This window comes from Legionella sp., assembly GCF_047605385.1.
Classification (GTDB): domain Bacteria; phylum Pseudomonadota; class Gammaproteobacteria; order Legionellales; family Legionellaceae; genus Legionella.
In genome coordinates this window covers 1-12,731 of sequence record NZ_JASGFU010000068.1, presented here as the reverse complement: position 1 = coordinate 12,731, position 12,731 = coordinate 1, and the positions used below count along the sequence as shown (strand labels likewise).

The following is a 12,731-nucleotide window of genomic DNA, read 5'->3' as shown; positions in this document are numbered from 1 at the left end:
CGCGACACTATTTAATCCCCTCACCCTTGAGCCCTCTCCCCCACGCTGCGCGCGGAGGAGAGGGGAAGCCGGTGAGCTCAATTAAATACCTGGGGAGTTACTATTTTTTTAAGTACAGCACATGGATAATATAAAAAACATTACAAGTGATTTTCATAATCCCCCGGACAATTTCAAAGAACCCACTGCTACAAGAAGAGTTATTCTTTTAAGCATGTTGTTCGTCAGCTTTTTGATTTGTGGCTAATTTGACAGCATTTAAAGTCGTGGAGTTTCATTTGCCTAATGGTTTTACAATCAACTTCCCTGCGGCATTGGCGTTTTTTCCATTAACCTATTTTTTTGATGATGTCCTAACGGAAGTGTATGGTTTTAAAATGAGTAGGCTTATTATCTGGGGTGGGCTAATTTGTAGTGCTTTAATGACTTTGTGTACCTGGATTGCAGTGCAATTACCTGCGTCACCGCTTTGGGATGCCAATACACATCATGGAAATCAAGCTTATGCTTTTGTCTTTGAAGGTTCTTTTCATATTTTTTTTTGCTTCTGTCATTGCTTATTTTTTTGGTGAATTTATAAACTCCACTATATTAGCCAAGCTTAAAGTATTAACCGACGGTAATTATTTTTCACCTCGAGTGATGGCAAGTACCGCCGTAGGCGTGGCTATCGATAACGTTATTTTTTGTAATATTGCATTTTGGGGCATTATGCAGGCTCGTTATGCGCATGCAAAACAGATTATGATTTAAGCTGAAATAGCATTAAGATCAAACCCATGGCAAAGCGGAATAAAATGAGCATATTCTTTAAAACCAAGCTTATCGCAAATACCGCGGGCGTTTTGTGCAGCCATTAATTGAGCCACGACATAATTTGCAGTAGGTGCATCTTTCACAGCATTTATCATTAAAGCTGTTAATAAACCTTGCTTTCTATAAGCTTCAAGAGTTGCGCCATTATATAGTCCGAGCGTATCGTTATCATGAAAACCGAGTAGAGTAGCCACAGGTTTTGATTCTACTTCTGCCAAATACAATTTGATTTTGTCTGAGAATAGGTAAGCACTGTAAAGTCGCGTCATAGCAGATAAAGAATCAGAAGGCATGCCATAAACATCTTTTGTTATCTGCATAAAATCTTCAAATTGCTCTTCTTTTTCAACTAGATTAATTGTTGCTGCTTCTTTATTCAATTTAATTGACAGATTTCTAACTTTTTTAGCTTCCACAGCCACAGAAGTATATTTACCCATGGGATAAAAGTCTTGTTTAGCAAAAATAGATTCCACAGGTTGAGGTAAGTCAATATCATGTGGCCAAAACCAAGTTAATGGGTAACTTTTTTCTTTAAATTGATTTTTTAATAACTCACATTTTGCATCAATCAGTTGAGGATCACTATCAAAACTAATAATGCCATTCATTAATGGGAATAAAATCTGAGTTAAATAATGGAAATCATCTCCCTGTTTTTCAGCATAGTAATTCTTATCAGGGCTAGTCTTCTGTACACACTCAAATATGAGTTCTTGAAAATTTAATAAAATAGATTGCGCGGTTGCATTAAGTGTCGACCATAACATGTAAAAATCCTTCTTAAGTGAAAAAGGAGTTAGTCTACATCAGGTACTTTAAGTTTTTCTATACAATTCTACATAATCTTTCTACATTGCTTCTACATGTAGAAAAGGAATTTCGATGAGTCAAAAAATAAAAATAAACAAAACCTTTGTTGATAAAGACGCCAAAATACCTACCGATAAAGATCAGATTTTCTATCGCGATAGTGAGCTTAAAGGGTTTGCCTTGCGCGTTACTGCAAATGGCGTGAAAAGTTTTGTTGTAGAGAAAAGCATCGGGAATAAAGTACGTCGGATCACTTTAGGTAAATACGGTGCACTTACAGCAGAACAAGCTCGCAAAGAGGCTCAAAAGATAATCGGTCAAATCGCAACAGGTGGCGATCCCATTGCCGAAAAGCGTGCAAAGAAAATGAAAGCTGTTAAATTATACGAAGTCCTCAATGATTACTTCCAAACACGAAAAGATCTTAAACCATCCACCATAGTTAATTACACGCAAGTTATGAATAAGGCTTTCGAGCAATGGCGTAACAAGCTGCCACGTTAAAATGAGATCAGATATTTTAAAATGCATGAAATTGCGCACTTCTGCTGAAGTGTTGACCGTGCAACCAACAAATAAAGAACAGATAAATGCATTTATCTAATTTGGTCCGCACTGCGGTCCGAATTATAACTTGATGTGAATTAAACATTTGGTACTCAGTGAGTACCAAATTCAGAAATAACTCTAATTTGGCAGACACTGTGTGCCAAATTATCGGCAGTTATCGACAATCTGTCGACAACTTAAGTTTTTTAAAAAGTATCCATCCCTAATCAAGGCATACGATTTTTTCGTATACCTGAAATGCTTACTCATTTCCTTCTTGATTTTAAAATTTGACTTATTATCAATCATCAATGATAATTCATATATCATCAGTTGATACTTAAAAAACTAAATATGAAGTCAGATATAGGATTAGATGTTTTACTATCACTGGATGGTACTGAATACACCGAGGAAAATGGCTATTGGTATAAAATTGAAGCATCTAGAGTTGAGCCGACAAAAGAAAGGCCCCACGGTATCCGATATAACCTGACACTTCATGACAACTACAATCAACGTATTCTAGGATTTGATAACGCTCATGCCGTTAAAGCTAAAAAACATGGCTATTATACTGGAACCATTGTCTCTTATGATCATGTGCACCGTTCTATTAAGGATAAAGGTGTTCCTTATGAGTTTGAAAATGCACAGCAATTGCTTAATGACTTTTTAAATGAAGTGAATTCAATTTTAAGTAAATTGAATAACGGAGGTAATTAAAATGAAAATTATAAAAGTTGGTATTATGCCACGAGATCATTTTCAAAAACGATTGATTGAGATTGCCTCTGGGCGCTATATACCAAAGAAAAATGAGCCTAAAATTTGGTTTTCTTCTATTAAATCGTTGGGTGAAGTACTTAGTGAAAATAATCTGCGATTACTGCGTATTATTGATGAAGAAAAACCTTCTTCAATAAAAGAGTTAGCGGAGATCACGCATCGGCAGCCCGGTAATCTTAGTCGGACACTAAGAACAATGGAGCGTTATGGCATTATTGAATTTAAAAAAAGCGGTAAAAATTCAAGACCTATTGCTAAAGCCCTTGGATTTAATATTGAGTATAACGCACTTAATTTTTTATCCGCCTAAAAATTATCAATGCAAAAATCCAACTCAACTTGAACTGTCGACAAATTGTCTACAGTTCAAAACAAACGCGCATGAAAACCACCCGCAGAAAGAAATGAGCCGATTTAAAATCAAACTTATCTTAGAGACTCGAAATGAATTACACAGATTATGCTGAACAGATCACAGAACTAAACCCAGCCACCAATGTTTTTGTAGCTTTTCTTGATATTTTAGGTTTCTCTGGATTTGTTAAACAAAACACTCACAGCGACGTTGTTAAAATTTATCAATCTGTATTCCGCTGCACAATAGACATGACCCTTGCTGAAACAGCAGAACAGCTTATACCAGACTCACAATGGCTCAAAGATATAATAGATACTAACAATTACGATATGTCACAAAAATTAGACAATGTGAGTATCAATGTTTTAAGTATTTCTGACTCAATAATACTTGCTACCACCGATGATAAGTTTACAAGCTTTATAAAGCTTGTTGCTGCAGTTAGAAATATAATGGCCAGAACCCTTTATTTCGGATTTCCATTACGTGGTGCAATTGCACGTGGAATGCTAACGTTAGATAGCCAACAGGCCTATAACCAATCCAAAATCGTCCACCATCAAATGTTTGGCTTACCGATCGTGGAAGCAGCCGAACTATAAAAGGAACAGAGATGGTCTGGCTGCGCCATTCATCAAAGTGTTACTCAGCATGTTGGCCATAAATTAGTAGGTCTCGATTACACAATGCTAGTACCATACGAGATACCATTAAAAACCAAAAAGCTCGAGCCATTGCTGGCTGTTAATTGGGCATATACTTTTTTTGAGAGTGATCTAAAAGATATTAGCTCCGAGAGGATACGAGAGTCTTTTTCCTCACATGGTAAAAACACAAGCAATATTAATTTATTGATTGACAATACTATTGAGTTTTTTGAAGCAATGAAACATTACAAGCCTATTATTATTTTTTGCAAATGAGTGGCTACTTGTGAAGCTGTTGCTAACTTTTTGTGGGGCCACTGCGGATCAACCCAACCAAACCCATCGTTTTTATAGCGAGGAAATACATGCATATGATAATGATTGACGTCATTAAAATATCCACCATTTTGCATGGTACTAATTCCATCGGGAGAATAACATTTCTTCAGAGCCACAGATAAAAGTGCAGCGGCATTCATTATTTCTAATCGAGTCATTTCATCAGCTTCTTCAATATCTAAGATATGCTTTTTGGGAACAATTAAAGTATGACCCTCATGAATCGGATCAATATCTAAAAAGCAGCAAACAAAATTGGTTTGATAAACGATGTCAGCAAATTCAATTCCACTTGCTAAATTACAAAATTGGCATGTACCCATCATGTAAGATTCCTACTCAATTTTGTAGAATTTTAATTTTTTTGCGCTACCCAAATCGTAGCCTCGCCACACTCAGGATCACGGACTTTATGTACTAGCACTTTAAATGATGAATTTTGAAGAAGACTTTCATATTCTTTTGTCGACAAAGATGCATGATAAAGTTGTTGGCCTCCATTATCACTCCAGACTTCGCCTTCTTCTTCTCCAGAAGTAAATGCTAGTACTCCTCCAGATTTGATATGAGACTCAAATATTTTGAACATATTACGCTGGCTGTCATGATCCAGATGAAAAAAGCTATGCCATGCAAGTACTGCATCGAATTGTTGTTGTAGATTTATATCGCGCATATCTGAGACTATCCAGCACTCGTCTGGAAAACGCTTTTTACAAAGCTCAATCATTTTTTGACTACCATCAACACCAGTAAGTTTAAAGCCTTTTTCAATAAAAAATTGCGCGATAGGCTCTCCAGTTCCACAGCCCAAGTCCAGAATTGAGCTTTTCGGAGGAATAGTATTCACGATTAAATCAAGATATTCCGATTCCATGAGACTTTTAGTGCGAGCATCATCAAACCAATTAATGATTTCATTATATACTTCATAGACCCTGGTTTTATTTAACTTACTCATGCTCAATTGCTCCTAAAGTAACAAGGATTAATCTTTTGGTTTCTAAAAAAATCCCCATTATGTTTCTATCTATATTACAAACTGAAAGGAATTATACTTTTTATTTTATGATTCTACGATAGAGGGATTGCCGCAAAAGGTAGCACCGAAGTAGCACGAAAAATTATTGCGTAATTTTAATCTTTTTATATCCGTGTATCTTTATGATTTTTAATTATTTTCTGATGACGTTGCGCAGAATCGAACTGCGGAGCTATTGATTACGAATGAATACTTTTTAAAAAATTTAAGTTGTCGACAGATTGCTGATAATTTGGCAGACAGTGTCTGCCAAATTAGAGTGTCTTTGAATTTGGTACTCAGTGAGTACCAAATGTTTAATACACATCAAGTTATGATTTGGAACGCACCGCGTTCCGAATTTAAATATTCCCAATTTGGACCGCAGTGCGGACCAAATTAGATAAATGCATTTATCTGCTCTTTATTTGTTGGTTGCACGGTCAACACTTCAGCAGAAGACCGTAATTTCATGCACGTTAAAATATCTGATCTCATTTTAACGTGGCAGCTTGTTGCGCCATTGCTCAAAGGCTTTATCAATGACTTGTGTATAGTTAGTAATGGTAGATGGCTTAAGTTTCTTTCGAACTCGAATGTAGTCATTCAGGACTTCGTACAATTTTACAACTTTCATTTTATTTGCACGTTTGTCAGCGATAGGAGCACTGCCTGTTGCGATTTGACCGATTATCTTTTGAGCTTCTTTGCGAGCTTGTTCTGCTGTAAGTGCGCCGTATTTACCTAAAGTGATCCAATGTACTTTATTCCCGATGCGTTGTTATTGATGTCAATGATATCGTTTTGTAGCTTGATTAGTGAGGTTGCAAAAAGACATTGATGATAATTAGCTTTTTGGATCAATTCTATAAGGTGAGTGTTGGAATGAATATCAAATTCAGGCTCAGTAATTTCTGGTACAGAAAGATTAATTGCATGCATTTTCGCAAGGATTTCAGCAATTTTCAAAGCATGAAATTCAGAAACCATATCTTTATGAAGTGGTGCTGCATCTACCCATGGATAAATTAAGAAACCAGTATCTTCAAAAATAGTAAGATAATTTTCATTATGGCTTAAAGCGTATATGGCGGGAATTTCTTGAGCAGAAAATTGAGAGGCAATCTCTTCCGTTAAATTATAATTCTTTACGATAGCTTTATTTTTTAGATCAATATTTAGCGAAAGTTGTTTAATGGCATAAGAGGCTTTTTCTATGCTGGTACGCCACATGACATGTAGCAATCCTCCATGAATTCTTTCTGGTTCGCTTATAGGAATGCCTAGCTTAAACACATCACAAAGGCTTACAAGATGAGTAATATTCATCTGTTGCTCCTGTGATCCAAAAGGACTTCACCAATGATATTTAAAGCTTGCTTGGTTTCAACCGCATTTGAGTTAGTTAGGTTTGCAGCACAGATCAATGCTTTCCATAAAGTCCAAGCTCGACCACGAGCCCATGTGCCTGTATCAAGGTTAATTGCTGAACGAAATGCTTCGCGACTTTCGTCTTTAAATAGTGTCCATGAAATAGCTAAATCACAGGCCGGATCACCTACTGCCAACTGTCCAAAATCAATTACAGCATTTAATTGCCCATCTCTCACCAGCAAATTACCCACGCTAATATCGCCATGAATCCATACTGGTGAACTATGCCAGCTAGTCTCAAGCGCTTTTTCCCAAACCTCAGTCGCAGTATTAACATCAATTGTGTTTTTAAGAAGTGCAAGTGCTTGCCGTGTTTCAGCATCATAGGTTAATAGTGGGCCACCACGATAGAAACTGTGAGGGCCTGCCCAGGGTCCGTTAGTTGAATCAATTTGTTCTAATGCAGCAAGAAACTGTGCTAAATCGATCGCGAAATCTTTTAAATTCTTTATTGGCGCAGATGCTGCTGCCTCACCCTCGATCCAGCTATAGATTGACCAGTGCCATGGATATTCTGTTGTGGGTTTTCCTAATGCTAGTGGGGCTGGAATTGGTAAAGGTACCTGCGGTGCCAATATAGGAAGCCATTTTTGTTCTTTTTCTACTTGTAAAGCATATTCAGCATCACTTGGCATACGCACTAGCATTTCATTGCCTAGATGGAAAGTCCGGTTATCCCATCCACTGCGAGCCACTGGTCGAATAGGAAGGTTCTTCCATTGTGGAAATTGGGCCGCCACTAAATGGCTTACAAGCACATCGTTTATTACTAATTCTTCATTATGACTCATTTAAATTTTGGCCTAATTAAATTTATTTTGAAGAGATACAAGTTGCAATTCGCTACAATATTTTTTCAATTCATCTCGCCAATAGTAATATTCCGATAAAGTAGTGGTTCTGTAAAGCAAATGGCTCATTGGCATACCAGTAATATCAATACCAACTTGTTTCATGCGATGGATTAAATCTGAAAAAAATGTATAGTAATTACCAATTAAAGCTTGAATATTGTTAAGAGTTCTCTGTTTTTCTTGATTGTCTCATACATCCATCTATTGAGTTGTCTTTTTTTGAACATGCGCATGATCTCAAATCCTTTAATTGGGGCATAGGTGGTTTTCATCGATTGAAATCCGCGAACAGGGTTTAAATTTCTTTTAGCAACAAATATTGAAAATAATTTCATCATAGTACAAAATAGTTTATATAAATTTATGTATTAGCTAATTTATATTAGTTATAAAGAATGATATATAAAAATAACCCAAGACGAGTTCGATAAAATTTTTGATTTATTTGGTAACGTTTGTATGGCAATAGTTAGAAATCACGTAAACAATAATTTATATCAGAATCGTATAGTTGCAGCAGAAAAAGAGTATATAGATGCGATTAATAGCTTATATCAATCAAATAATAGCAATCCTTCATTTCTTGTAACTGGACCCTATAGTTTTCCTAGTTATTATTGTAACACTCACACTTATAGCCCTTCTATCGACGCTACTCCCGATAGGCAACAAAACAAGTACTTATTAAGTTGTTATTTTGGTCATATTGAAAGTAATTTAAATTTAGATTTTGAAAGGACAGCTAATGAGGATAGACTAGAATATAAAGGAAAGTATCATAAATATGTGGATAATAGAAAAAAGACGATGACTCTTGAAGCTGACTTTAAACATGATCATCAACTACATGGAGTTGGTACTCATACTTTTTTTGTGTCAGAAAAACTTGATCAAAGTAGTGCTCTTGATGGTGCTCTTAATTTTGCAGCGGAGCCGTAAAAACAATTCAACAATTATTTGTGATATAGCGGTCATTCATCTCGCAGTTGTGCTGTAATCATTCATGGCCCTTGTCATATGATCAAATAAAATTTAATGATTTTGGTGAGAAGGGGTTTTTATTTGTCTAGAAAATTGCTATAAGGAGGCAAAAGATAACCTATTGATTTTATGACTGATTTAACGCCGGTGAATTTAAACCCCAAGAATCTGGAATAAGCATTAAAAACGATAGATCATTTAGCAAAACTCCTTGTTGAATTAAAGGAAGAAATTAGCCAACTCAAAGAAGAAAATACACGCCTTAAAGAACAGTTGAATACCAATTCGAAGGACTCCTCATTGCCACCTTCACGAGATCTTAAAAAGAAAAGCCAGAGTAAACCGAGGAGCAAAGGCCTACGAGGGGGCAATCGGGACATAAAGGCCATCAACGAACATTAGTTCCAATAGAGAAAGTGACTTCAGTAATTTTTTGTGCTGCGCCAAACCATTGTGATTGTGGTAAAGAGTTAGATGTTTTAGATCCGTTTGAACGACATCAAGTTTTTGAGCTCCTCACCCCAAGTTATGAAGTGACTGAATACCAGCTGCAAACGGGGTTGTAGGTCATGCCGACGACGTTATCAAGGTAGCTTGCCATCGGGAGTTAGTCGTAAGGGTTTGGAATAAGGATCCAAGCGATGGTAAGTTTGTTAACAAGTAAATATCGGTTAAGCAAACACTTAGGCAACCTGAAGTTATTTATTGTTCATTTAAAACACAGATTTCTTGGTTTACCTCGATGTGCCCCTTCTCCCGCGAAAAACATCATCATACTACTCAAACTCCTAGCACGAGAGAGGGGGCAAATTGAAGTAAACTGAAAAATCTGTTCCTAAATTAAGCTTCAATAAACTTCACGTTGCCTAGTCCATGCTTGGTTTTCGGATGTTTATCACATGCCTATTTGTTTAGGAAGTGTATCGAATATTGAACATACAGTGAGCCAATCACTAGAGCAAACTCATAAAGAGATAAAAGCCAAAATTCAAAGCTCACAAGCAATTCATTTGGATGAAACAGGCCAGAAAAAACGCAACCAAAATGGTTGGGCATGGATTATGAGCACACAAGACGCGACCTATTTCAAACTAGAACGCTCTCGAGGCAAGAAAATTGCTAAAGAGCTTATTGGTGATTTTCGAGACCATATTTATGTGACAGACCGTTATTCTGCCTATAACTTTTTGCCTGATAAGAATCGCCAAGTATGTTGGGCTCACTTGAAGAGGGATTTTCAAAAGATATCTGAACGTCCTGGCGTGCCTGGAAAAATAGAAAAAAAGCTTCTGAAGGCTCATGAGCGTCTTTTCTTAAGGTTTCCACTTTAGGATACTGTATTAACGTTGAAGCCATCGCCACATTAATTTTCTTTTTATTATTTCCACTAAATATAAATAACTACAAGTGGCGAAGATTAGAAACACAAAAAAAGTTAATGGCAAGGGAACAAATCCTAGGAGGGTAGCTATTGGGGTGAATGGTAATAAAATACCAATAGCAGTTATTGAAAGCACAGTTATTGTTAGAGGTAAGCTTGGATGGCTTTTAAAAGGGGTTTTGATGGTTCTGATTATAAAAATGACTAATGTTTGAGTAGCTAATAACTCCACAAACCAGCCTGTTTGAAATAACGACTCTGAAGCATTAAATATGTTAAGCATTACATAAAAGGTAAGAAAATCAAATAACGAACTAATTGGACCAATATAAAACATAAAACGTCTGATAACATCAATATTCCAATGCTTGGGTTTAATGATAAAGCTATTATCAACATTATCTGTAGGAATTGTAACTTGTGAAACATCATAGAGTAGATTATTCAACAGAATTTGTATGGGTTTCATGGGTAAAAAAGGAAGAAACGGAACTGCAAGCGCCATACTTAGCATGTTACCAAAATTCGAACTGGTGCCCATCATTAAATATTTCATGACGTTCCCGAATGATTTGCGTCCTTCAATAATACCTTGAAGTAAGGCATTTAGGTTGTGTTTCAGAAAGATAATATCGGCCGCCTCGCGTGCAACATCAACAGCCCCAGACACAGAAATTCCTACATCAGCAGTATGCAATGAGGGTGCGTCATTAATACCATCACCTAAATAGCCCACTACATGGCCTCGTGACCGCAATGCGCTAATAATTCGTTGTTTATGTGAAGGGGAAACACGTGCAAAAACATTGGCTTCCTCTGCACATTTTGCCAAAGCAGGAAATGATAGGCGATCTAATTCTTCACCAAGCAGAATCTTAGTTGTAGAAAGTCCTATTTCATTGCAAATATGCTGGGTAACGAGTTCATTATCACCTGTTATTATTTTTATTTTCACACCGGCTTGTTTAAGCTCAGTAATAGTAGCCATAGCATCAACTAGTGGAGGATCAAAAAACGCTAAAAAACCAGATAAAATCAGTTCTTTTTCATCATTAGCATGATAACTATCCTGTGCCAACATTTCACGATAGGCTATGGCTAGTACTCGATAGCCTTGTTGGTTAAACGATTCAAAAATAGCTTTACATTTTTGGCTTATTTGATCATTTAATAAGTAGATTTTTCCTTCAATCGTATATTTCGAACAACGTGTGATAACTTGCTCAGGAGCTCCTTTTGTAATTAATAAATGAGAGCCATTTTTATCGACTACTACGCTAGAAGCACGACGCTCAAAATCAAAGGGGATTTCGTCTATTTTTATATAGAATTGGGCATCTGGATGATCATGACGTAAAATAGCCGCATCTAATGGGTTAACATTTACCTTTTCTAAGACTGCGGTATCTAAAGGATTTTTAATATTCGTTCCAAATAAACTATTGAGATAAGCCAACAGCATGACATGCTCTGATTTGTTTCCCATCAAGTCAACAACTTTATCCAAAGTCATTTCGCCTTTGGTCAAAGTTCCAGTTTTATCACTACATAAAATATCAATACTGCCAAAATTTTGAATAGCAGCTAAATTCTTAACAATAACGTTCTGCTTTGACATACGAATTGCGCCTGTTGCTAAAGTTACTGTGATAATCATGGGTAAAAATTCTGGAGTAAGGCCCACAGCGAGTGCTACAGAAAAAAGTAATGATTCTAACGGTGAATGATGAAGATAAATGTTGATTAAAAAAACAAATAAGACTAAAAAAATAACAGTTTTCATGATAAAAAGGCCGAAATGTAAAATACCTTTTTCAAATTCCGTATGGGGTGGAATAATCATTAGATTCTTTGCAATTTGCCCAAATAGCGTATATTGGCCTGTCGTTATGACCAATGCCAGAGCATTGCCACTCACAATAGAAGAGCCAGAGAAAACTGCATTGACTGCTTCTGCCGGATTTTCTGGTGCGATAGCTAATAAAGCAGATTCTTTTTCAACAGGCAAGGATTCCCCGGTGAGCGCAGCTTGTTGTACGTGTAAATCTTTAGCCTGTAATAGTAGACAATCTGCAGGTACCTTATTTCCTGCAAATAAGTAAATGACATCTCCAGGTACTAATTCACTACAAGGTAGTTCTATCGGCTCATTATCTCGTAGTACAATGATTGTGGTTGCTACCTGCTCTTGTAATTTTTTTGCAGCTTGTAATGAACGATGTGTCTGAAAATAATCAATAAAAATACTGAGGTTTACTACTGCTATAATAATAGCAGCATTTACAAAACTTCCAGTAAAGGCTGAAATCACTGCAGCAAGAATTAAAATAGCTACCAATGGATTAGTAGAATGGGTAATTGCCTTCAGGATAAAAGAACGATGATGTTTTGAAAGAATCTGATTTGGCCCATGTACTTTATATCGTTGTTTAGAATCTATTAAGGTTAGTCCTTGCATGGAACTATCCATCTCAACTAATGCCTGGTCTGAGCTTAAAGTTAATAATGCTTTTATATTCTTTTGCATGACGTATTCTCTCTGAATCTTTAACTATTATATTTCTAACTCTGGAATTGATACGCACATAGGATTTCCCATCAGGAAATCTCTTTATAATGAGTTCTCCTTCTTCAATATGGAGTTTATTTGCTAAATAGTAAGCAAATTTTTTATTTCCAGGAATGAAAAAATAATATTATTGTTCATAGGAGCCTGTTAAATTAACATCTATTTTTAAGCATTGGGTAA

Annotated in this window: 16 protein-coding genes; 9 read left to right on the top strand and 7 right to left on the bottom strand. The window is 36.2% G+C overall.

Translation table 11 applies throughout. The annotated features are described in order from the left end of the window. Positions 1-239 precede the first annotated feature (239 nt). Positions 240-572, top strand: a complete 333-nt coding sequence (locus QM652_RS12180; RefSeq protein ID WP_415076183.1) for a VUT family protein — start codon at positions 240-242, stop codon at positions 570-572. Then, a complete protein-coding gene (locus QM652_RS12175; protein ID WP_415076181.1) occupies positions 475-753 on the top strand; it encodes a VUT family protein in 279 nt (92 codons plus the stop codon). The genes QM652_RS12180 and QM652_RS12175 overlap by 98 nt, the downstream gene beginning before the upstream one ends. Here QM652_RS12175 and QM652_RS12170 read toward each other — a convergent pair. Continuing rightward, the gene (locus QM652_RS12170) at positions 750-1,586 is read right to left on the bottom strand and encodes a GNAT family N-acetyltransferase (RefSeq protein WP_415076179.1); all 837 of its coding nucleotides are present in this window, start codon (positions 1,584-1,586) and stop codon (positions 750-752) included. The two genes, QM652_RS12175 and QM652_RS12170, sit on opposite strands and share 4 nt — an antisense overlap. A gap of 115 nt (positions 1,587-1,701) precedes the next feature. Between QM652_RS12170 and QM652_RS12165 the strand changes: the two genes are divergently transcribed. From QM652_RS12165 to QM652_RS12150, 4 genes are all read left to right on the top strand, one after another. Continuing rightward, positions 1,702-2,133, top strand: a complete 432-nt coding sequence (locus QM652_RS12165; protein ID WP_415076177.1) for an Arm DNA-binding domain-containing protein — start codon at positions 1,702-1,704, stop codon at positions 2,131-2,133. Positions 2,134-2,532: 399 nt separating this feature from the next. Then, on the top strand, positions 2,533-2,904 hold the full coding sequence (locus tag QM652_RS12160) for a DUF6516 family protein (protein WP_415076175.1): 372 nt from the start codon (positions 2,533-2,535) through the stop codon (positions 2,902-2,904). Position 2,905: 1 nt separating this feature from the next. Continuing rightward, a complete protein-coding gene (locus QM652_RS12155) occupies positions 2,906-3,277 on the top strand; it encodes a MarR family transcriptional regulator (RefSeq protein WP_415076173.1) in 372 nt (123 codons plus the stop codon). Between the two features lie 134 nt (positions 3,278-3,411). Beyond that, positions 3,412-3,927 carry a hypothetical protein gene (locus tag QM652_RS12150; protein WP_415076171.1) on the top strand — a complete coding sequence of 172 codons (516 nt, stop codon included), beginning with the start codon at positions 3,412-3,414 and terminating at the stop codon, positions 3,925-3,927. Between the two features lie 290 nt (positions 3,928-4,217). Here QM652_RS12150 and QM652_RS12145 read toward each other — a convergent pair whose 3' ends face one another. From QM652_RS12145 to QM652_RS12125, 5 genes are all read right to left on the bottom strand, one after another. After that, positions 4,218-4,637, bottom strand: a complete 420-nt coding sequence (locus QM652_RS12145) for an HIT family protein (protein WP_415076169.1) — start codon at positions 4,635-4,637, stop codon at positions 4,218-4,220. A gap of 29 nt (positions 4,638-4,666) precedes the next feature. Next, on the bottom strand, positions 4,667-5,272 hold the full coding sequence (locus QM652_RS12140; protein ID WP_415076167.1) for a class I SAM-dependent methyltransferase: 606 nt from the start codon (positions 5,270-5,272) through the stop codon (positions 4,667-4,669). A gap of 559 nt (positions 5,273-5,831) precedes the next feature. Beyond that, positions 5,832-6,086 (bottom strand): integrase arm-type DNA-binding domain-containing protein, encoded by a 255-nt coding sequence (locus QM652_RS12135; protein WP_415076185.1) that lies wholly within the window; start codon positions 6,084-6,086, stop codon positions 5,832-5,834. Beyond that, positions 6,077-6,661: an aminoglycoside phosphotransferase family protein gene (locus QM652_RS12130; protein WP_415076165.1), complete on the bottom strand. Its 585-nt coding sequence runs from the start codon at positions 6,659-6,661 to the stop codon at positions 6,077-6,079. Before QM652_RS12130 ends, QM652_RS12135 begins: the two co-directional genes overlap by 10 nt. Further along, on the bottom strand, positions 6,658-7,557 hold the full coding sequence (locus tag QM652_RS12125; protein WP_415076163.1) for an aminoglycoside phosphotransferase family protein: 900 nt from the start codon (positions 7,555-7,557) through the stop codon (positions 6,658-6,660). The genes QM652_RS12130 and QM652_RS12125 overlap by 4 nt, the downstream gene beginning before the upstream one ends. 522 nt (positions 7,558-8,079) lie before the next feature. On the opposite strand from QM652_RS12125, the gene QM652_RS12120 reads away from it, so the two are divergent. The 3 genes from QM652_RS12120 to QM652_RS12110 all read left to right on the top strand — a co-directional run bounded on the left by QM652_RS12120 (position 8,080) and on the right by QM652_RS12110 (position 9,932). Continuing rightward, a complete protein-coding gene (locus QM652_RS12120) occupies positions 8,080-8,559 on the top strand; it encodes a hypothetical protein (RefSeq protein ID WP_415076161.1) in 480 nt (159 codons plus the stop codon). Between the two features lie 458 nt (positions 8,560-9,017). Then, complete coding sequence (locus QM652_RS12115; RefSeq protein ID WP_415076159.1) at positions 9,018-9,167, top strand: hypothetical protein; 150 nt, start codon at positions 9,018-9,020, stop codon at positions 9,165-9,167. Positions 9,168-9,500: 333 nt separating this feature from the next. Then, positions 9,501-9,932, top strand: a complete 432-nt coding sequence (locus QM652_RS12110) for an IS66 family transposase (RefSeq protein WP_415076157.1) — start codon at positions 9,501-9,503, stop codon at positions 9,930-9,932. Between the two features lie 9 nt (positions 9,933-9,941). On the opposite strand, the gene mgtA is transcribed toward QM652_RS12110, so the two are convergent. Then, on the bottom strand, positions 9,942-12,509 hold the full coding sequence (gene mgtA, locus QM652_RS12105; RefSeq protein WP_415076155.1) for a magnesium-translocating P-type ATPase: 2,568 nt from the start codon (positions 12,507-12,509) through the stop codon (positions 9,942-9,944). Positions 12,510-12,731: the final 222 nt, after the last annotated feature.